The organism is Roseateles sp. So40a (assembly GCF_048081605.1).
Taxonomy (GTDB): Bacteria; Pseudomonadota; Gammaproteobacteria; order Burkholderiales; family Burkholderiaceae_C; genus Roseateles.
In genome coordinates this window covers 623,595-643,016 of record NZ_CP182288.1, presented here as the reverse complement: position 1 = coordinate 643,016, position 19,422 = coordinate 623,595, and the positions used below count along the sequence as shown (strand labels likewise).

The 19,422-nt window shown below is 69.1% G+C and carries 15 protein-coding genes; 9 read left to right on the top strand and 6 right to left on the bottom strand.

Translation table 11 applies throughout. The features are described 5' to 3' along the window. The first annotated feature begins 66 nt into the window (after positions 1–66). From ACNI65_RS02965 to ACNI65_RS02940, 6 genes are all read left to right on the top strand, one after another. A complete protein-coding gene (locus tag ACNI65_RS02965; protein ID WP_416761087.1) occupies positions 67–1,425 on the top strand; it encodes an MFS transporter in 1,359 nt (452 codons plus the stop codon). Between the two features lie 186 nt (positions 1,426–1,611). After that, positions 1,612–2,118 carry a MarR family winged helix-turn-helix transcriptional regulator gene (locus ACNI65_RS02960; protein ID WP_416761085.1) on the top strand — a complete coding sequence of 169 codons (507 nt, stop codon included), beginning with the start codon at positions 1,612–1,614 and terminating at the stop codon, positions 2,116–2,118. Between the two features lie 25 nt (positions 2,119–2,143). Next, on the top strand, positions 2,144–4,270 hold the full coding sequence (locus ACNI65_RS02955; protein ID WP_416761083.1) for an FUSC family protein: 2,127 nt from the start codon (positions 2,144–2,146) through the stop codon (positions 4,268–4,270). After that, positions 4,267–4,485 carry a DUF1656 domain-containing protein gene (locus ACNI65_RS02950; RefSeq protein ID WP_416761082.1) on the top strand — a complete coding sequence of 73 codons (219 nt, stop codon included), beginning with the start codon at positions 4,267–4,269 and terminating at the stop codon, positions 4,483–4,485. The genes ACNI65_RS02955 and ACNI65_RS02950 overlap by 4 nt, the downstream gene beginning before the upstream one ends. 85 nt (positions 4,486–4,570) lie before the next feature. Next, a complete protein-coding gene (locus tag ACNI65_RS02945) occupies positions 4,571–5,470 on the top strand; it encodes an efflux RND transporter periplasmic adaptor subunit (protein WP_416761081.1) in 900 nt (299 codons plus the stop codon). Next, complete coding sequence (locus ACNI65_RS02940; protein WP_416761079.1) at positions 5,467–6,945, top strand: efflux transporter outer membrane subunit; 1,479 nt, start codon at positions 5,467–5,469, stop codon at positions 6,943–6,945. Before ACNI65_RS02945 ends, ACNI65_RS02940 begins: the two co-directional genes overlap by 4 nt. A 48-nt stretch (positions 6,946–6,993) precedes the next feature. Here ACNI65_RS02940 and ACNI65_RS02935 read toward each other — a convergent pair. The 3 genes from ACNI65_RS02935 to ACNI65_RS02925 all read right to left on the bottom strand — a co-directional run bounded on the left by ACNI65_RS02935 (position 6,994) and on the right by ACNI65_RS02925 (position 11,624). Beyond that, a protein-coding gene (locus ACNI65_RS02935; RefSeq protein ID WP_416760490.1) for an IS3 family transposase occupies positions 6,994–8,219 on the bottom strand; the annotation gives its coding sequence in 2 pieces (ribosomal slippage) (positions 6,994–7,877 and positions 7,877–8,219; 1,227 coding nt in all). Positions 8,220–8,405: 186 nt separating this feature from the next. After that, the gene (locus ACNI65_RS02930) at positions 8,406–10,877 is read right to left on the bottom strand and encodes a CehA/McbA family metallohydrolase (protein WP_416761077.1); all 2,472 of its coding nucleotides are present in this window, start codon (positions 10,875–10,877) and stop codon (positions 8,406–8,408) included. A gap of 21 nt (positions 10,878–10,898) precedes the next feature. Next, entirely contained in the window at positions 10,899–11,624 is a 726-nt protein-coding gene (locus tag ACNI65_RS02925) for a PEP-CTERM sorting domain-containing protein (protein WP_416761076.1), read from the bottom strand. Positions 11,625–12,034: 410 nt separating this feature from the next. On the opposite strand from ACNI65_RS02925, the gene ACNI65_RS02920 reads away from it, so the two are divergent. Continuing rightward, positions 12,035–13,099 (top strand): flavodoxin family protein, encoded by a 1,065-nt coding sequence (locus tag ACNI65_RS02920; protein WP_416761075.1) that lies wholly within the window; start codon positions 12,035–12,037, stop codon positions 13,097–13,099. A gap of 77 nt (positions 13,100–13,176) precedes the next feature. After that, on the top strand, positions 13,177–13,431 hold the full coding sequence (locus ACNI65_RS02915; protein ID WP_416761073.1) for a hypothetical protein: 255 nt from the start codon (positions 13,177–13,179) through the stop codon (positions 13,429–13,431). A 121-nt stretch (positions 13,432–13,552) separates the two neighbouring features. Here the strand turns inward: ACNI65_RS02915 and ubiE are convergent, their stop codons facing one another. The 3 genes from ubiE to ACNI65_RS02900 all read right to left on the bottom strand — a co-directional run bounded on the left by ubiE (position 13,553) and on the right by ACNI65_RS02900 (position 16,745). After that, positions 13,553–14,284, bottom strand: a complete 732-nt coding sequence (ubiE, locus tag ACNI65_RS02910; protein ID WP_416761072.1) for a bifunctional demethylmenaquinone methyltransferase/2-methoxy-6-polyprenyl-1,4-benzoquinol methylase UbiE — start codon at positions 14,282–14,284, stop codon at positions 13,553–13,555. Between the two features lie 64 nt (positions 14,285–14,348). Beyond that, positions 14,349–14,783 (bottom strand): gamma-butyrobetaine hydroxylase-like domain-containing protein, encoded by a 435-nt coding sequence (locus ACNI65_RS02905; RefSeq protein WP_416761071.1) that lies wholly within the window; start codon positions 14,781–14,783, stop codon positions 14,349–14,351. A gap of 153 nt (positions 14,784–14,936) precedes the next feature. Then, on the bottom strand, positions 14,937–16,745 hold the full coding sequence (locus ACNI65_RS02900) for a S8 family peptidase (RefSeq protein WP_416761070.1): 1,809 nt from the start codon (positions 16,743–16,745) through the stop codon (positions 14,937–14,939). A 416-nt stretch (positions 16,746–17,161) separates the two neighbouring features. Here ACNI65_RS02900 and ACNI65_RS02895 point away from each other — a divergent pair, with 416 nt between their 5' ends. Then, positions 17,162–19,198 carry a M13 family metallopeptidase gene (locus ACNI65_RS02895; RefSeq protein WP_416761068.1) on the top strand — a complete coding sequence of 679 codons (2,037 nt, stop codon included), beginning with the start codon at positions 17,162–17,164 and terminating at the stop codon, positions 19,196–19,198. Positions 19,199–19,422 lie beyond the last annotated feature (224 nt).

The following is a 19,422-nucleotide window of genomic DNA, read 5'->3' as shown; positions in this document are numbered from 1 at the left end:
CGGGCGCAGATTTTGCCCGATTGACCAAAGCTAACTATTGGACATTTTGTCCCAGGTAGGAGACGTATGAACAGCAGCACCCTTTCGACAGCCGGGCAACACCTGGCGACCGTGGGCCAGCCGCTGCCGCGAGGCACGGGGGTGGCGACGCAGGAGGAACAGGAAGCGATCGCCCCGGGCGACATCGCGGTCGGGGTGGTGATCGGGCGGGCGTCCGAGTACTTCGACTTCTTCGTCTACGGGATCGCCTCGGTGCTGGTCTTCCCGTCGATCTTCTTCCCGCACATGGACCGCCTGGACGGGACGCTGTACGCCTTCGCGCTGCTCGCGCTGGCCTTCCTGGTGCGCCCGATCGGGACCTTGCTGGGCATGGAGATCCAGCGGCGCTTCGGCCGCAGCGTGAAGCTGACGGTGGCGCTGTTCCTGCTGGGCGTCTCGACCTGCACGATCGCGCTGATCCCCGGCTTCAACAGCTGGGGCGGTGCGGCCATCGCCCTGCTGGCGGCCTGCCGCGTCGGCCAGGGCCTGGCGCTGGGCGGCTCCTGGGACGGCCTGCCCTCGCTGCTGGCGCTGAACGCGCCTCCCGGGCGGCGCGGCTGGTACGCAATGCTGGGCCAGCTGGGCGCGCCGATCGGCTTCCTGATCGCCGCGGCGCTCTACGCCTACCTGTGGAGCAGCCTGGCCACGATCGACTTCCTGAGCTGGGGCTGGCGTTATCCGTTCTTCGCCGCCTTCGCGATCAACGTCGTGGCGCTGTTCGCCCGGCTGCGTCTGGTCGTGACGCACGAGTACGAGAAGAACATGGAGGAGCATGAGCTCGACCCGTGCGACACCGACGAGCTCTTCGCGCAGCAGGGCACCAACCTGTTCATCGGCGCCTTCGCCGCGCTGGCCAGCTACGCGCTGTTCCACATCGTCACGGTGTTCCCGCTGTCGTGGGTGTTGCTGTACGGCGACCAGAACGTCACGCAGTTCCTGTCGGTGCAGGTGGTCGGCGCGCTGCTGGCGGCCGCGGCGATGCCGATCTCCGGGATGATCGCGGACCGCATCGGCCGGCGCAGCACGCTGGGCACGCTGGCCACGACGATCGGGATCTTCAGCCTGTTCGCGCCCATCCTGCTGGACAGCGGCAGCATGGGTCAGAACATCTTCATCCTGGTCGGCTTCGTGCTGCTGGGGCTGTCCTACGGCCAGTCCTCGGGCGCGGTGACGTCCAACTTCCTGCCCCACTTCCGGTACACCGGCGCCGCACTGACCTCGGACCTGGCCTGGATCATCGGCGCGGCCTTCGCCCCGCTGGTGGCGCTGGGGCTGTCGGCGAAGTTCGGGCTCTGGGCGGTCAGCGCCTACCTGCTCTCGGGCGCCATCGTGACCCTGGTGGCGTTGCGCACCAACCGCATGCTGACCATGAAGGACAAGGATTAAGCGCCGCCGATCCGCGCGAATGACGCGCGAAGGCGTGACACGGGCTTGACAGCCCGCGACGCGAAAAAGCAACGGCCGGTCGACAGACCGGCCGTTTTGCTTTCGCCCGCCCGCTTCCGGTGAAGCGGTAACCGGCGAATAACCCCACTGAATTAGATAGCAAGCTACCTATTTAGAATCACGGCCATGACTTCCTCGACCGACAAGCCGACCCGCACGCTGACCCGCACCGCACGTGAAGCGGCCCTCATGACCGTGGGCGTGACGCTGCCGGTGCTGGAGCGGGCCTACCGCGCCAAGGCCAACCTGGCGATCGCGCACGTGGGCCTGTCGCAGGCGCTGGCCTGGCCGCTGGTGATGATCGGCCGCCAGGGCGACGGCTTGCGCCAGGGCGAGCTCGCCACGCTGCTCGGGATCGAGGGGCCGTCGCTCACCCGCTCGCTGGACCAGCTGATCGCGGGCGGCTTCATCGAGCGCCACGAGGATCCCGACGACCGCCGCGCCAAGACGCTGCACCTGACCGCGCTGGGCGCGGACGCCTGCGAGCAGATCGAGGTCACGCTGCGCGACCTGCGCAACGAGCTCTACGAGGGCATCGCCGATGCCGACATCGAGGCCGCGCTGCGCGTGTTCGGCACGCTGGCCGAGCGCGTCGGCGCGCCCAAGCCGGTGGTCCCGCCGCGGCGCAAGTGAGCCGGCCCGAACCCGAACGACGGTCATGAAGTTCCCGACCCTCCCCTTCCCCGCCGTGCTGCGCCCCGGCTTCACCCGCGCCGAGTGGATCTTCTCGTTCAAGGCCTTCGCCGCGGCCATGCTCGCGGTCTTCCTGGCGAGCTGGGCCGGCCAGCCGCGGCCGTTCTGGGCGCTGATGACGGCCTATGTCGTCGCCCATCCGATGGCCGGCGCGGTGCGCTCCAAGGGCCTGTTCCGCTTCATCGGCACGCTGGTCGGCGGCATCGCCGCGGTGCTGATGGTGCCGCGCTTCGCCAACGCGCCCGAGCTGCTGAGCCTGGCGCTGGCGCTGTGGGTCGCCGGCTGCCTGGCGCTGTCGCTGCGTGACCGCACGCCGCGCGCCTACGCCTTCATGCTGGCCGGCTACACGGCGGCGTTGATCGGGTTCCCGTCGGTGGACACGCCGCTGGCGATCTTCGACACCGCCGTGGCGCGGCTCGAGGAGATCGGCCTGGGCGTGCTCAGCGCGACGCTGGTGCACAGCCTGGTGCTGCCCAACAGCCTGGCCACGTCGGTGCTGGGCCTGCTGGACCGCACGCTGGGCGACACGCGCGCCTGGCTGGCCGACATCGCCGCGCGGCGCGATGGCGGCGCGGACCGGCGCCGCGTGGCCGGCGACATCACCCAGTTGCGGCTGCTGTCCACCCACATCCCCTTCGACACCAGCCACCTGCGCTGGACCGCCGACGCCGTGCATGCGATGCAGGACGGCGTCGCCGCGATGACGCCGCTGCTGGCGGGCGTGGAGGACCGCCTGCGCGCGCTGGAGGCGCATGGCGGCGTGCCCGCGGATGTGCGCGCGCTGCTGGACGCCATCGGCCCCTGGCTGGCGCTGCCGCCCGAGGAGGCCCAGACGCGTCTGCCGGCGCTGCGCACGCGGCTCGCCGCGCTGACCGATGACGCCTCCCGCGAGTCGCTCGCCGACGACCCCTGGGCGCGGCTGCTGCGCGTGGCGCTGGCGGAACGGCTGGACGCGCTGCTCGACGGCTGGCTGCACTGCGTGCAGCTGCGCGCGGACATCGACCGCGGCCTCTCCGGCGCGGCCATGCCCTCGCGCGCGACGCCCGCGCTCAGCGGCCCGAAGCTGCACCTGGACATGGGCATGGCGCTGTGGTCCGGCGCGGCCGCGCTGATCGCGATCCTCGCCTGCTGCGCGTTCTGGATCCTCACCGGCTGGCCGATGGGATCGGCCGCGGCGATGATGGCCGCGATCTTCTGCTGCTTCTTCGCGGCGATGGACGACCCGGTGCCGGCCATCAACGGCTTCCTGCACTGGACCGTGCTGTCCATGCCCTTCGGCGCGCTGTACGTGCTGGTGCTGCTGCCGCTGGTGCAGGACATGTGGACGCTGATGGCGGTGTGCGCGCCGGTGTTCCTCGTCGTGGGCGCCTTCGTCGGGCGGCCCGCGACGGTGGGTGCCGCCCTGCCCTTCCTCTTCGGTGTCATCGGCACGCTGGTGATGCACGACACCGCGCAAGCCGACCTGACGAGCTTCCTGAACTCGATGTCGGGCCAACTGGCCGGCGTCTTCGTGGCGGCGCGCGTGACGCGTCTGATGCGCTCGGTGGGCGCGGACTGGAGCGCCCGCCGCATCCAGCGCGCGACCTGGCGCGAGCTCGACGAGCTGGCCCGCCTGCCCCGCTCGGCGGGACGCGCGCAGGCCTACCTGCTGCGCATGCTGGACCGCATCTCGCTGCTGGCACCGCGCGTGGCGCAGGCGGGCGGCTCGGTCCCGGGCGTGCCGACCGACGACGCCCTGCGCGACCTGCGCCTGGGCGCGGACCTCGTCGCGCTGCAGGGCGTGCGCGCCCGGCTGCCCGGCGAAGCCGTGCTGCCGCTGCAACCGCTGCTGGACGGGATGAGCGACTGGCTGCGCGCGCGCATCGCCGGCGACAGCAACGCGCTGGCCGCGCCGCCCGTCGCGCTGCTCGAGCGGCTGGACACCGCGCTGGTCCGCCTGATCGAGGCCTTCCCCGCGTCGCGCCCGCTGCCCGCCGAGGCCCATCCGGCCGCCGGCGCGCTGCTGGGCATGCGCCGCAACCTGTTCCCCGACGCGCCCGTGCCCGAGCTGCCGCGCGCACCCATCGTCCTGAATGAGGAGACTCCGGCATGACCGGCGCAGTGGATTTCTTCGGCCTCTACCTGCCCTGGCTGATGCCGCTGGCGGCGCTGGCGCTGCTGGCCTTGTCGCTGGTGCGGCGGCTGCTCGCCTGGAGCGGCGCCTACCGCTGGGTCTGGCATCCGGCGCTGTTCGACCTGGCCGTCTACGTGCTGCTGCTCTGGGGCCTGAGCGCCGCCTCGCTGCGCGTGTTCCACGGCCCTGGATGACGGCGCCTCCTTCGCCTCATCGGCTCCGATCGCTCCGACTCCTTCCCCGAATCAATGACGCCGGCCTCTCGCCGGCCCCGACGACATGAAGACTTCCGCATTCCCCTTGCGCCGCGCCCTCTCGATGGCGGTCACGCTGGCCGTGGTCGGCGGCGCCCTGTGGGCGGCCCAGCAACTCTGGGACCGCTACGAGCTCCAACCCTGGACCCGCGACGGCCGCGTGCGCGCCAACGTCGTGCAGATCGCGCCGGACGTGTCCGGCCTGGTCACCGCCGTGCCGGTGCAGGACAACCAGCAGGTGGCCGCCGGCGCCCTGCTGTTCGAGGTCGACCGCGCCCGGTATGAGCTCGCGCTGCGCCAGTCGCAGGCGCAGCTCGCCTCGCAGAAGGTCGTGCTCGCGCAGGCGCAGCGCGAGGCCGAGCGCAACAGCGGCCTGGGCACGCTGGTGTCGCAGGAGGCACGCGAGCAGACCCGCAGCCGCGCCGAGCAGGCGCACGCCGCGGTGGCGCAGGCCGAGGTCGCCGTCGACGCCGCCCGGCTGAACCTGACCCGCGCCGAGATCCGCGCGCCGTCCGCCGGGACCATCACCAACTTCGATCTGCGCCAGGGCGCGTACGCGAGCGCCGGCCATCCGGTGCTCGCGCTGGTCGACGCGGGATCGCTCTATGTCGAGGGCTACTTCGAAGAGACCAAGCTGCCGCGCATCCACGTCGGTGACGCGGTCGAGGTCAAGCCGATGGGCGCGAGCCGCGCGCTGACGGGCCATGTGGAGAGCCTGTCCGCGGGCATCGCCGACCGCGATCGCAGCACCAGCGCCAATCTGCTGCCGAGCGTCAATCCGACCTTCAACTGGGTGCGGCTGCCGCAACGCGTGCCGGTGCGGGTGAAGCTCGATCCGCTGCCGGCCGGCGAGCGGCTCGTCGCGGGGCAGACTGTCACCGTGCAGGTGCTGGCGACCTCGGCCAAGGCCGGGGTGAAGTCATGAGCGCCGCGTTTCGTCGCGAGCGAGGACCTCGCCGGGTCGCGCTGGCCGTCATCGCCGCGGCCGCGCTGAGCGCTTGCTCGACCGCGCCCAAAGGCCCCGACTACCAGGTGCCGCCCGAGTCCGCCGTGATGAAGCCACGCGCGTCCGAGGCCTTCCTCGAGCAGCAACGCGCCGCGGACGCGGCGGGCAAGACCTCGGCCGCCCCCTTCGACGCCACGCCGCTGCCGCCGCGCTGGTGGCATCTCTTCCAGGATCCGGCGCTGGATGCGCTGGTCGAGCAGGCGCTGGCGCGCAACACCGACCTGCGTCAGGCAGCAGCCAACCTCGAGCGGGTCCAGGCCCTCGAGTCCGAGGTCCGCGGCGGCGAGAAGCCCAGCGTCAGCGTCAACGGCGGACCGAGCTACGGCCATCCGTCGGGCCTGTCGATGCTGAAGAAGGACTACGTGCCGCCCGACACCTACCGCTACAGCGCGGGCGTGGGCCTGTCCTATCAACTCGACCTGTTCGGCCAGATCCGGCGCGCGATCGAGTCCTCGCAGGCGAGCACGGAGGCCGCCGCCGCCGCGCTGGACCTGGTCAAGGTCAACGTGGCCGCCGGCACCGCGCGCGCTTATGCCGAGGCCTGCGCCACGGGCCAGCGCCTGACGTCCGCGCAGCACTCGGTCGATCTGCAGCGCGAGGCGCTCCAGGTCACCGAGCGGCTGCAGCAGGCCGGCCGCGTCGGCGAGATCGACGCGGCCCGCGCGCGCAGTCAGCTCCAGCAGCTGCAGGCCGCGTTGCCGCCGCTGCTGGCGCAGCGCCAGTCGGCGCTGTATCGGCTCGCCACGCTGACCGGCGAGCTGCCCGAGGACTTCCCGCGCGCGCTGGCTGACTGCCATGTCGCGCCGCGCGTCGCCGGCACGATGCCCGTCGGCGACGGCGCGGCGCTGCTGCGCCGGCGTCCCGACATCCGGCAAGCCGAGCGTGAGCTCCATGCCGCGACGGCGCGCATCGGCGTGGCCATCGCCGACCGGTATCCGAAGGTCACGCTGGGGCTGTCGGCCGGCTCGGCAGGCACGCTCGCGGGCTTCGGCAAGAGCGACACGCTGAGCTGGAGCCTCGGTCCGTTGATCTCGTGGACGCTGCCCAACAACGGCGTGGCCGACGCGCGCATCGCGCAGGCCGAGGCAGGCACGCGTCAGGCGGCGGCGCGTTTCGACGGCACCGTGCTGAATGCGTTGCGCGAGACGGAGACCGCGCTCAACCAGTACGCGCGCGAACTGGATCGCCGCGCGGCGCTGCAGGCCTCGCGCGACGAGGCGGCGATCGTCGCCGGGCAGGCGCGACGGCTCTATCAGGGCGGCAAGGTCGCGTATCTGGACGCGCTTGACGCGGAACGCGCGCTGGCCGCGAGCGATGCGTCACTCGCCGCGTCCGAGGCCACGCTCGTCGACGAGCAGGTGCAGCTGTTCCTGACGCTCGGCGGCGGGTGGTGACCCGTCCTGAACTGCGTTGACAGTCTCGGACGGTTGTAAAGGTCGGCGTCAGCCGACCAGTAGCGCCCGATGCACAGCATCGGGCGTTTGCATTTTCAGCGACAAATGCAGTCGCTCCTCGTTGTAGATCTGGACCGACTCTTGCACCATCCGCCTGGCTTCCTTCAGGTCGTTGGGCCTGTCCAGCAGGAACTCCATTTTCAGGATCCCGTTGACCCGCTCGGCCAACGCGTTCTGGTAGCAGTCATACCCGTCTGTCATCGAGCAGGTCAGTCCATGCCGTCCGTGCAGCTCCTGGTAGAGCGTCGAGCAGTACTGGATCCCTCGATCCGAGTGATGCACCAGCCGCTGTCTGGTCTTCCTCCCTTTGAGCGCAACCTTCAGCGCTTGCGCCACTTCCTCCGTTTGAAGACTCGCGTGCACGTGCCAGCCCACGATCTTTCTTGAATACGCGTCCGTGACCAGGCTCAGGTAAACGAATCGCCCCGCCGTCGGCAGATACGTGATGTCAGCCACCCAGACCTGTTCCGGCCCGGTTGGCCTGATCTGCTCCGGCCCAGGCTTAAGCAGGTTCGGATGACGCCTGAAGCGGTGATGGCTATCGGTGGTCTTGTGATACGCCCTGCGCGGCGCCACCAGCAACCTCGCGTTGCGAAGCACATCAAACATCGCATCTCGCCCCACGCTGATGCCTTGGCGCTCCAGCGGCTCGCGCAGCATGCAATGCAACTTTCGCGTACCCACCCGCGGCTGCCTCAGTCGCCTCTCCCGCACCAGACTCACCACCGCCTGCGCCCTCTGCGCCAGCGCTGCCTGGCGGCAGCGGTCCTGGTAATAAGCTTGACGGCTTATGCCCATGTGTCGGCAAGCCCCGCTGACGCTCAACCCTTGGACAAGGTCTTGCTCGAGGACTTGCCTGAAGGCTTTTTTACGACGCGTACTCCGTAATCCTTCTTCAACACATCGATCACGGCTTCAAACAGCTGCGCCTTCTGCTGCGCTTCCTTGAGCTGTACTTGCAACGCCTTGATCTGCTGCTCCGGCGTCAGCGGCGTGGGGGTCTTGTCTATCGGCATGGCTGCCGATGATGCCCCAGCTCCCCAGCCCAGGCGACCATGTTTGCGCAGCCACTTCAACACCGTCGATCGGCCCTGGATGCCGTACTCGGCCTGTGCCTGCCGGTAGGTCAGCTCCCCCCTCTCCACCTGCGCCACGACCGCCAACTTAAAGGCCATCGTGTAATCGCGCTGCGTTCTCTTGATCCCCTTATCCATCGATCCCGCCCTTTCAGCGAGCCCGAGGTGTCAACGTGGGGCAGGACGGGTCATGGGAATGAAAAAGGCGGACCCTTGTGGGGTCCGCCCTCCTCTGCCTTCAGCGGCCTCTGGCCCTCACCCCTGCCCTCTCCCGCAAGCGGGAGAGGGGGAACAAGGATCCTCCTCGTTGTCGCGGGGTGACGATCAGGGATAGCTGATCGTCAGCTTGTACGGGGACGTGGTGCTCGAGCCCGCGTACGACATCACCTTGATGTAGACCGTCTGCGCGGTGGCGCCGTTCTGGTACGTCAGCGACTCGGTGCTGCCAGTCGCCTCCGAACGCGCCAGGCCCGTGCCGGTCGAGCGCACGACGTACAGGTCGTAGTCGATCGACGACGAGGTCGGACCCGTCATGTCCACGCGCAGTCGCTGGTTGGCCGCGAGCGTGACCTTGAAGAAGTCCACATCGCTGGCGCTGCCGATGTAGCCCGTCAGCTGGTTGCGGCTGCCCACCGCGTTGGCCGCGGCGATCGTGTTGTTGGGCTCGACCTCATCCGCCGCGTCGACCACGTTGTTGACCGTGAAGCTCACCGGCGCCGACGTCGTCGTGTTGCCCGCCGCGTCATAGGCCTTGGCCACGAGGCTGTGCGTGCCGTTGGTCAGCTGCGTGGAGTTCACCGAGATCGCGTACGGCGACGTCGTGTCGATGTCCTTCAGCGCGCCGTCCAGCCAGAACTCGACCTGCGTCACGCCGACGTTGTCGCTGGCCGTGGCGGAGAACGTGATCGTGCCCGAGGTGCCGCTCACCGAGGCCGACACCGCCGGCGGCGTCGTGTCGCCGCCGCTGACGCCCTGGTTGACCCAGATCGGCGCGGACCACAGCACCTTGCCGTCGTCCTGCGTGACCTTGGCGTAGTAGAAGTGCTTGCCGTTGGCCGGCGTCACCGTCGCGGTCGGGCTGCTGGTCAGCAGCGTGACCGTGCCGTTGCGCCCGGGCACGCCTTCCCAGATCTCGGTCGACACCACCGTGCGGCCGTTCGGGTTGTAGAAGCCCACGTTCAGCGCCAGCGCGCCGGCGTTGTCGAAGCGCTCGCCCATGATCTTGCCGTTGGCGCTGAAGATCAGTTGCGAGTTCTTGTCCATCGTCGCGAAGACGCGGCGCGCCTTGAGCGCGTCCACCAGCGCGGCCTTGCTCAGCGCCGTGCCCGTGGGGATCAGCACCGCGGTGCGGTTGGTGTAGGACTTGCCCCAGTTGGCGCAGTGGTTGTCCTGGTTGGTCGCCGGGGCGACGTGGAAGCCGCGCTCCAGCAGCTTCTTCCACGAGCCCTCGTAGGAGCTGCGCGAGGTCTCGCTCTCGGTCGTGTTGGCCGAGAACGCCGAGGTGTTCATCACCTCCGACATCACCATCACCTCGTCGCCATCGGCGCTGTAGGCCATGTCGGTGCCGTTGATGATGAACTGGCCGCTCGAGTCCGGATGGTTGAACTGGCCGATCAGGCCCTGCGCGCGCATCACCGAGTACAGCGTGGCGTAGTCGCTCTTGGCGACGTAGCGATCACCGAAGAGCTCGTTCTGCGCGTTGTATTCCCACGAGAGCAGCTCGTTGCTGTTGAAGATGTTCAGGTGGCCGCCGTTGCTGATGACGCCCCACTCCATGCCGTACACGGCCAGGAAGCCGGGGTTGGCCGCGGAGTAGTCCGACGCGATCTGCAGGCCGCGCTGATAACGCGCCTTGGCCGCGGTGGCGCTGCCGCTGGTGTTGGTGCTCGACGAGCCGTCGAAGTAGTGGTTGTGGTCGGTGTTGGCGAAGATGTCCAGGCCGGCGTCCTTGGCGTAGGGGAACGCCGCGTCGGGACCGTAGGCGCCGCTCTGCGCGGGCTGCGAGGAGCTGCAGCTGCCGATGGCGCCGCCGCCGTCGGAGTCGTTGGTCTGACCGTGGAAGCTGCCGTAGTAGATCGTGTAGGGCCAGGAGCCCGCGATCACCGACGAGGCCTGCGCGCGCACGCGCTGGTCGGCTTCGCCCGAGGCGCCCATGGCCAGCGGACGCAGCGTGCCCATCGCGATCTTGGCCGGCTTGCCGATGGCGAAGTTCCAGCTCTGCTCGACCGCGTGGCCGTCCGCTTCACCGGACTGCTGCGCCGCGAGGATCTCGGCGAACTGCGCGTCCGAGCCGGTGGCCTTCAGCGCCGTGCCCGCCTTCGCGCTGAGCGCGGTCAGCGTCGCGGTGTAGACGCCGTCGGCCATGGACGCGTCGGCGCGGCCAGTCCAGTTCAGCTTGACGGTCTTGACGTCGCCGGCGTACTGCTCGACGCCGCTCCAGCGCTTGACCACGACGCCGGCGGGCGAGCGCAGCTCGACGCGGTAGGCCAGCAGCGTGCCCGCGGGCGCGCCGACGTAGTCCAGGTGCACCGCGAAGTCGCGCGCGCCGGTGGACTCGGCGCCGGTGAACGGCACGTCCAGCGCGGCGTCGAACTCGTGGTGATCGGGGTACTTGGCCGACGGATCGGCGGCTTGCGTGGTGACGCGATCGTCAGGCGTGGCGGCCTGTTGCTGGGCCTGCGACTTGTCGCCGCTCAGGCCGCCGCCGCAGGCGGTCAGCACCACGGCCATGGCGCTCAGCGTGGAGACGCGCAGCACGGCGCGTCCGGACAGGGAGATCAGGGCACGGACTCTCATGGGAAGGCTCCTTGTTCTTGATCAGGCTTGCTTGCGGCGGCGCATCGTCGCGGCCATGACGGCCAGCGCGCCGAGGGTCAGCGCGAGCGAGGCGGGTTCGGGGACTTCGGGGATCTCGACCTCGGGAATCAGCGTGCCGGTGAAGGACACGACGTCGTAGCGGATCGTGCCGGCGGTGCCGTAGTTGCCCGAGCCGGTGGCGGCATAGGACGAGGTGCCGGGCGCGAACATCGACACCAGCTGGATCGCGAAGTTGGCGTTGTCGGCCACGCCGCTGATGTTGCTGAAGTCGTAACCCAGGCCCTTCACGAAGGTGCTGTCGCGCAGCATGCGGAAGGTGGTGGCCTCGAGCCAGTTCTCGCCGTCCAGCGTGTACAGCAGCGCGGTCCAGGCGGACGCGGTGGCGCTGTTGCGCTGGTCGAAGCTGAAGAAGAGGTTCTCGAAGCCGGTCGTGTCGACGGAGAACTGCACGCCGCTCGTGCGGTCGCCGGTGCCCTGGGCGGCATAACCGGCGGTGTTCAGCGCCATCGAGCCGGTCGTGGTGTCCGAGGAACCGGACTGGCTGACGAAGGTCGTCGAGACATTGCCGAGCGTGCTGAAGCTGGCGTCACCGTGGTCGGTGTAGGTCGGCTTGGTGGAGATGACGCCGTTCCGGTCGGGACTGTAGGTCCACAGCGCGACGGTGTCGGCCTGCGCGGCTCCCGCGATCAGGAGCCCTGCGGCGAGCAGGAAAGATTGAAATTTCATGGCGACCCTCGGACGTGTCAATAGTTAAAACAAATGTTTGCGCAAACGTTTACGGCAAAACTTTGTCAGCAAATGTGTGAAGCACTGCGCTTGACTTGACGCAGAAATGGGAACGGGCGGAGCGTAGGGTCGCTTCGTGACAAGCAGGTTGCGGGGAAGCCCGGAGGCGGGAATGCCGCACCCCGCGTTCGCGGGGGTCGGGCGCACGCGGGCGGTGCGATGCGGAGAGCCTGGGCGCGCGGGCGGTGCGGGGTGCACCGCGACGGACAAGGTGTCCGTCGGGGCCGATCAGCGGATCGAAGACATGAAAAGGCCGTAGGACACCACCCGCCTCACAACCCGCCCCTGTCCGACTTCAGCCCTGGCCGAAGCCGCGAATACTGACCGGGTCGCCATCCCAGGACCCGCCGATGACCGAGATCCGCAAGGGCCAGCAGCCCGCGGAGCTGACCCGCGAGCAGTTCCACGAGCGCTTCATGCGCCGCTTCCACGATCCGGCCTACCGCGCCGAGTCCGACGCGATCGCTCGGCTCGAGGACATCGCCTGGGTCGCCATGAAGGAAGGCCGCAAGGCCCCGATCACCCGGCGCGCGGGCAACGGCTTCCAGGACCCCGACTACGAAGCGTCCGTCGAGTGGCTCGACGCCCATCAGCGTCTGAAGCAGGCGCAGCAGCGATGGGCCGATCCGAACACGCGGTCGCGCGTGCTGCTGGTCTGCGGCGGCGACCGCAACGACGGGTCCTGCGCCGGCGAGATGTCCAAGACCTGGCGCATGACGCAGATGGCCAAGGAGCAGCTCAGCCGCCGCGACGTCATCGTCGACGTGCTCGACCTCAGCCTGATGACCTCGGAGTACGGCCGCGAGATCCACCCCTGCAAGGGCTGCGTGTCGACCGCGATGCCGCTCTGCCACTGGCCTTGCAGCTGCTACCCCAACCACGCGCTGGGCCAGTCCAGCGACTGGATGAACGAGATCTACGAGCGCTGGGTCTCCGCCCACGGCGTGATCCTGCTCACCCCCACCTATTGGTATCAATCGCCCAGCGCGCTCAAGCTCATGATCGACCGCCTGGTCTGCGCCGACGGCGGCAACCCCGATCCGACCTCGACCCACGGCAAGCGCGCCGCGGAGGCCAAGGCGATCGAGGCCAAGGGCTGGGACTATCCCAAGCACCTGTCGGGCCGCGTGTACGGGCTGGTGGTGCATGGCGACGTCGCCGGTGTCGAATCGCAGCGCCGCAACCTCAGCGACTGGCTCGACTGGATGGGCCTGGTCGCCGCCGAGGGCCTGTCGCGGCTGGACCGCTATCTCGGCTACTACGAGCCCTACTTCAACAGCCACGAGGCGCTGGACCGCGACGAGGCCCTGCAGCGCGAGGTCCGGCTGGTCGCCGACCTCGTCGGCGACGCGGTCAAGGCCTTGCGGGAGGGAAACCTGCCCCACTCCCCTCGCCAGGCCGTCCGTCCGAAGTGACACCGGCTCGGCAGCTCGCACGACCTCCCCTTCAACCGGTCCGATCTTGTCGACCTTTCGATACCAGGAGCACTCCGATGGCCGCTTCCCACTCCCCCGCCCGTTCGTCGCAGACCGTCCACCCCGAACTGCCGGCCGATGTGCCGCCGTTCCCGACCTCCGATGCCGACGTCGATGCCGATGACCTCGACAGCGTCTATGGCCAGCTCGTGAAGGGCGTGGGCCACGAGTTCGTCACCGAAAGCAACGTCGACGAACTCGCCGCGCGGGCCGAGAAGGACGGGCATCCCATCCTCGCGACCGAACTGCGGGAGTGGAAGGCGCCCTGCTGAGGTGCCGTCCCTGTCACCCTGACTTCCTGTCCCCCAAAAGCAAGGGCCCCGAAAGGGGGCCTGCTTCATGGGGGTGTAGAGATCGGCGCAGCTTCAGCGCACCTCAACGCACCTCAACGCCTCAGCACTTGATGCCGGCATGCAGCGCCACGACGCCGCCGGTCAGGTTGTGCACGTCCACGTGGCCGAAACCGGCCGTCTTCATCATCGCCTTGAGCTCGGCCTGGGGCGGGTGCATGCGGATGGACTCGGCCAGGTAGCGGTAGCTGTCGGCGTCGCCGGCGATCAGCGAGCCGATGCGCGGCAGGACCTTGAAGGAGTACCAGTCGTACGGCTTGCGCAGCGGCTGGGCGACCTGCGAGAACTCCAGCACCAGCAGCCGGCCTCCGGGACGCAGCACGCGGTTCATCTCCGCCAGCGCCTTGTCCTTGTGCGTCATGTTGCGCAGGCCGAAGGCCACGCACACCAGGTCGAAGGAGCCGTCCTTGTAGGGCAGCGCCTCGGCGTCGCACAGGTTGGTGGGCAGCACCACGCCCTCGTCGATCAGCCGCTCGCGGCCGGTGCGCAGCATCGCCTCGTTGATGTCGGTGTGCACGACCATGCCGCGCTCGCCGACCTTCTTCGCGAACAGGCGCGCCATGTCGCCCGTGCCGCCGGCGATGTCCAGCACGCGCTCGCCCGGCTTGAGATTGGCCACGGCCAGCGTGTAGAGCTTCCACGCGCGGTGCATGCCCATCGACATCAGGTCATTCATGATGTCGTAGCGCGAGGCGACCGAGTCGAAGACGCCGCGCACGCGCTTGGCCTTGCTGGTTTCCTCGACGGTCTCGAAGCCGAAGTGGGTGGCGCTCATGGAGGTGGGTCCTGCTGAAGGGGGCAATCGATCGGGGGATGGGGCGCGAGGTGACGGCACCGGCTCAATGGCTGCCGCAGCTGCCGCCGCCGTGCGAATGGCCGCCGGCGCCGGCCGACGCCATCGGCGCGTCGCGGTCCAGGCCCGCGGCGGCCAGCTTGTCCAGGTACTCGCGCATCAGCGTGTCCTGGTCGCGGCCCAGCTCATACAGATAGGCCCAGGTGAACAGGCCGCTCTCGTGGCCGTCGGAGAACAGCGGCTGCAGCGCGTAATGGCCGACCTGCTGCACCGCGACGATGGACACCTCGCGCTTGCCGGTCTGCAGCGTCTCCTGACCCGGGCCGTGGCCCTGCACTTCCGCCGACGGGCTGTACACACGCATCAGCTCGAAGGGGATGCGGAAACGCGCGCCGTCCGTGAACGCGAGCTCCAGCACCTTGGACTGCTGGTGCACGACGATGTCGGTGGGAAGCGGGGTGGTGGAATCCAGGCCGGCCATGGCGGGCGCGCCGCGCGGCGCTCGGGAACAACAAGGGTCGCAGTGTAGCGACGAAAAAAATCCCGCCGGCTTTCACCGGCGGGATTCAACGGGAGCCCCGTTCGGGCCCGAGGCACCCGGCTTACCAATCGTGGAGAGAAACGGCCTGGCGGCTTACCAGGACAGCGCCAGCTTGTAGGTGCCGCTGGAGCCGGAGTAGTACAGCACCCGCACGTACACCGTCACCGACGCGGACGTCGTGTTGGCGTAGGTGAAGCTGTCCACTGCGCCGGCGGCGTTCTCGCTGGCCTTGAGCTGCGTGCCGCTGCTGTTCTGCAGGTACAGGTCAAAGTCCTTGCCGGCGGCCGGGGTCATCGTCGCGCTCAGCGTCTTGCCGGCGGGCAGAACGATCTTGTAGTAATCGTTCGTGTCCGACGTCGACATGCTGCCGTTGACGGTGGCCGGCGCGCTGATGGTCTGCGGCGCGGTGCGGCTGTTGTTGGGCTCGACCTCGGCGATCGTCGTGCCGCCACCGCCGCCGCCCTTGATCGCGGTGACCGCGGCGTTCGCGTCCAGCAGGCCCGAGCCGCACTGGCTGCAGGTGCCGGGGAACGCGCGGGCGCTGCTCTTGAGCGCGGCCGTGATCTCGTCGGGCGTGGCCGTGGGCTTGGCGCTGTACATCAGCGCGGCGACGCCAGCCACGTGCGGCGTGGCCATCGACGTGCCCTGGTAGTACGCGTAGTTGTCCGCGCCCGGGGTCGTCGTGCCGGCGTTCAGCGTCGACAGGATGCCGTTGCTGGCGCTGGAGCGCACGTCACCGCCCGGCGCGGCCAGCGCGACGATGGAGCCGTAGTTGGAGTAATACGCCCGCGCGCCGTAGCGGTCGGTCGCCGCCACCGCCACCACGCCCGAGCAGTTCGCCGGGCTGGAGTTCGAGGCGTTCTGGTTCTCGTTGCCGGCCGCCACGATCACGCTGGCGCCGCGGGCGCGCGCGCCGTTGATCGCCGTCTGCGAGGTCGTGTCGCAGGCACCGCCGCCGCCCAGCGACAGGTTCAGCACCTTGGCCGGCGTGGTGTTGGTCGGCAGGCCCGAGACCGTGCCGCCCGACGCCCAGGTGATGCCGTCGGCGATGTCGGAGGTGTAGCCGCCGCACTTGCCCAGCACGCGGATCGGCTGGACCTTGGCGTTGAAGGCGATGCCCGCCACGCCCAGGCTGTTGTTGGTCTTGGCGGCGATCGTGCCGGCCACGTGCGTGCCGTGCCAGCTCGAGTTGGACGCCGGGTCGCCGGCCTGGCACTCGTTGGCGGCGTTGTAGTCGCCGGGGTCGCTCGGGTCGCTGTCACGGCCGTTGCCGTCCACCGACACCGCGGTGTCCGCGATCATGTCGTAGCCCGCGACGATCTGACCCGACAGGTCCGCGTGCGGCCGGTAGCCGGTGTCGATCACGGCCACCACCACGCCGGTGCCGGTCGCCTGATCCCAAGCCGCCGGGGCGCGGATGCCGCCGGTCGTGTCGAACAGGTCCCACTGCGAGTTGTAGGACGTGTCGTTGGGCGTGAACAGCGGGTACATCTTGCGGTCGGGCTCGACATACTCGACGTTGGCGTCCTGCGCCTTGATCTGCGCGCCCAGCTCGCGCAGCTGCTGCAGCGACAGGCGCCGGTCCAGCTTGAACACGTGGGCGCCGGTGCCCATCTGGCGCACCAGCGACAGCCGCGCGCCCAGCGGGCCGGCGATCTGCTGCAGACGCTCGGTGCGCGCGCCGATGGCGTCGCTGGCCAGGGACTGCGCCTGGATCGCGGCGCCCAGGCGCCCTTGCACGACGGTGCTGCCGTCCTTGTATTTCACGATCAGACGATCCGTCTGCTCGGTCAGCTGACGCGGGGCCTTGTCGATGTCCACCGACGACACGCCCGCCTGGGCCGCGCCCACCGTGACGAGACTCAGAGCCAGCGCGTAGCTGAGCTTGTTCAATCGCAACATGCTTGTCATCTCCAGAGTTTTCGAACGGCGCCGGGTTCACCGGCGCCCGCAAAGCCCCTAAACGCCCTGGCGCGTTGGCACCTCTGGTGGGGCACGCAGCACCGGACCATCCCGATCAGCGTGCGGCGCAGTTTAGAAAGCCGTTTGGGCGACAAACGACCCACCTGCAACAGTTAACAGGAAGGAATACCCCTATAACCTTTTTGTGTCAAAACGCTTGGTTCGATCCACCAATCGCCCACTTGTGTCAGCTAACGCGCTGATTCGTAAGGTTTGCGCACCGTTTGCGCGCCTGCGCGAACGGCGTGCCCGGGGTGCCGAAAGGCATGCGCGGGACGCCGCCGATGGCGGTCGCGGAGGGGCTCGTTTAGCCTGTCCGACTTGTCGTTTTCGCCACACATTGGTGACAAATAACCATGTTCCCTCTACGCCTGATCGCCGCCGCCGCGGCCTCCGCCCTGGCCCTGGGCACCTCACCGGTCCAAGCGCTGGACATCGCGAGCTACTCGCCCGACGTTTCGCCCTGCGCGGATTTCTATGACTACGTGAACGGGCCGTGGGTGGCGCGCACCGAGGTGCCGGCCGACCGCACCCGCATCGGCAGCTTCGACGCGCTGCGCGTGGCCAATGACCGGTTGCTGGGCGACGCGCTGGCGGAACTGGTGTCCAAGCCCGAGCTGCAGAAGTCGCCCGGGCTGAAGCAGGTCGCCGCGTACTTCGCCAGCGGCATGGACCAGGCGGCCATCGAGGCGCAAGGCCTCAAGCCGGTGAAGCCCCTGCTGGACCGCATCAGCTCGATGAAGTCGGCCGAGGACCTGCCCTTCGTGCTGGCGCAACTGGGCCGCGTGGGCATCGCCGCGCCGGTGGGCGGCTACGTGCGTCCCGACGTGAAGAACACCCGCGTCAACGTGCTGACGGTCGGCCAGTCCGGCCTGGGCCTGCCCGACCGGGACGATTACTTCAAGGACACCGACATCGCCAAGAAGCTGCGCACCGCCTACCGGCTCTACGCGCAGCGGCTGCTGTCCTCGGCCGGTTTCGCCGCCACGCCCGAGACGCTGGACGCGCTGATGGCCTTCGAGACCCAGCTGGCCGACGCGACCACCCCGCGCGCGCAGCTGCGCGACCCGCTCAAGGTCTACAACCCGATGACCACGCCGGAGCTGATGACCAAGGCGCCGGGCCTGGCCTGGGACGCCTATCTGAAGGCGCTCACCCGCAGCGACCAGCGCCCCGGCGGCGTCGAGCGCCTGATCGTCGCGCAGCCGGAGTTCATGGCTCGCGTCGCGCAACTGGCCGGCAAGACGCCGCTGGCGACCTGGCAGACCTACCTGCGTCTGCGCGTGCTGGAGAACAGCGCCGCGCGCCTGCCCAAGGCCTTCGCCGACGCCGACTTCGATTACCGCGGCAAGACCATCACCGGGCTGGAGACACCCGCGCCGCGCAACGAGGAAGTCATCCAGCTCATCGGCGGACGCACCGGCGGCGCGCCGCTGGGCCTGGCACTGGGCGAGGTCTTCGTCGGCAAGGCGTTCTCGCCGGAAGCGCAACGCCGCGCGACGCTGCTGATCGGCGACGTCAAGGCCGCGATGAAGACGCGCATCCAGAACCTCACCTGGATGAAGCCCGAGACCAAGGTCAAGGCGCTGGAGAAGCTCGAGGCGATGCAGCCCAAGATCGGCGCGCCCACGACCTGGCCGACCTATGACGGCATGGCGCTGGATCCCAAGGACTTCGCCGGCAACCAGCTGCGCGCCGCGGCCTGGTTCCACGGTGAGCAGATCAAGGACCTGGACCGCCCCAGCGACCGCACGCGCTGGACGATGTCGCCCTACATCGTCAACGCGCAGGCCGGCGGTCTCAACGAGATCACCTTCCCCGCGGGCATCCTGCAGCCGCCGTTCTTCGACGCCAAGGCCGACGATGCCGTCAACTACGGCGGCATCGGCATGGTCATCGGGCACGAGATCGTCCACCACTTCGACGACCGCGGCCGCCAGTTCGACAGCATCGGCAGCCTCAACGACTGGTGGACCGCCTCCGACGCCGAGAACTACAAGGCGCGCGCGGACCGCGTCGTGGCGCTCTACGAGAGCTACGAGCCGATCAAGGGCACGCCCATCAACGGCCGCCTGACGCTGGGCGAGAACATCTCCGACATGGCCGGCATGCCCATCGCCTTCGACGCGCTGCAGAACGCGCTGCGGCGCACGGGGAAGACGGAAAAGATCGACGGGTTCACGCCCGAGCAGCGCTTCTTCCTGTCCAACGCGATGGTCTGGCGCAACAAGACGCGCGAGGCCGCGCTGCTCAACCAGCTGCGCACCGACCCGCACTCGCCGGGCAAGTTCCGCGTGCTGGCGCCGATGTCCAACATGCCGGAATTCGCCAAGGCCTTCAGCTGCAAGAGCGGCGACGCGATGGTGGCCGCCGACCCGATCAAGGTCTGGTGAGGCCCTGATCGAGGGGGAGTGCCGGAGGACATCCCTGTCTTTCGGCACTCCTGTTCCTCGAGTCATGGCGCGCCCGCGCCATGACGGTGCCAGGTCTTGTCACGGCCTCGTCACGAGGCCCTCCCGCGACAAGCCGGCATGACTTTTGACCCGATGGATACGGGGGAAAGTCGATTCCGCGGCTGATTCGCGCTTCGTCGCGCGCGCTCGCAGTTCGTCGCGGG

Bases quoted from the DNA above. Each gene is read 5' to 3' on its own strand.
- ACNI65_RS02965 (WP_416761087.1), top strand. From the start codon at position 67: ATGAACAGCAGCACCCTTTCGACAGCCGGGCAACACCTGGCGACCGTG.
- ACNI65_RS02960 (WP_416761085.1), top strand. From the start codon at position 1,612: ATGACTTCCTCGACCGACAAGCCGACCCGCACGCTGACCCGCACCGCA.
- ACNI65_RS02955 (WP_416761083.1), top strand. From the start codon at position 2,144: ATGAAGTTCCCGACCCTCCCCTTCCCCGCCGTGCTGCGCCCCGGCTTC.
- ACNI65_RS02950 (WP_416761082.1), top strand. From the start codon at position 4,267: ATGACCGGCGCAGTGGATTTCTTCGGCCTCTACCTGCCCTGGCTGATG.
- ACNI65_RS02945 (WP_416761081.1), top strand. From the start codon at position 4,571: ATGAAGACTTCCGCATTCCCCTTGCGCCGCGCCCTCTCGATGGCGGTC.
- ACNI65_RS02940 (WP_416761079.1), top strand. From the start codon at position 5,467: ATGAGCGCCGCGTTTCGTCGCGAGCGAGGACCTCGCCGGGTCGCGCTG.
- ACNI65_RS02930 (WP_416761077.1), bottom strand. From the start codon at position 10,877: ATGAGAGTCCGTGCCCTGATCTCCCTGTCCGGACGCGCCGTGCTGCGC.
- ACNI65_RS02925 (WP_416761076.1), bottom strand. From the start codon at position 11,624: ATGAAATTTCAATCTTTCCTGCTCGCCGCAGGGCTCCTGATCGCGGGA.
- ACNI65_RS02920 (WP_416761075.1), top strand. From the start codon at position 12,035: ATGACCGAGATCCGCAAGGGCCAGCAGCCCGCGGAGCTGACCCGCGAG.
- ACNI65_RS02915 (WP_416761073.1), top strand. From the start codon at position 13,177: ATGGCCGCTTCCCACTCCCCCGCCCGTTCGTCGCAGACCGTCCACCCC.
- ubiE (WP_416761072.1), bottom strand. From the start codon at position 14,284: ATGAGCGCCACCCACTTCGGCTTCGAGACCGTCGAGGAAACCAGCAAG.
- ACNI65_RS02905 (WP_416761071.1), bottom strand. From the start codon at position 14,783: ATGGCCGGCCTGGATTCCACCACCCCGCTTCCCACCGACATCGTCGTG.
- ACNI65_RS02900 (WP_416761070.1), bottom strand. From the start codon at position 16,745: ATGTTGCGATTGAACAAGCTCAGCTACGCGCTGGCTCTGAGTCTCGTC.
- ACNI65_RS02895 (WP_416761068.1), top strand. From the start codon at position 17,162: ATGTTCCCTCTACGCCTGATCGCCGCCGCCGCGGCCTCCGCCCTGGCC.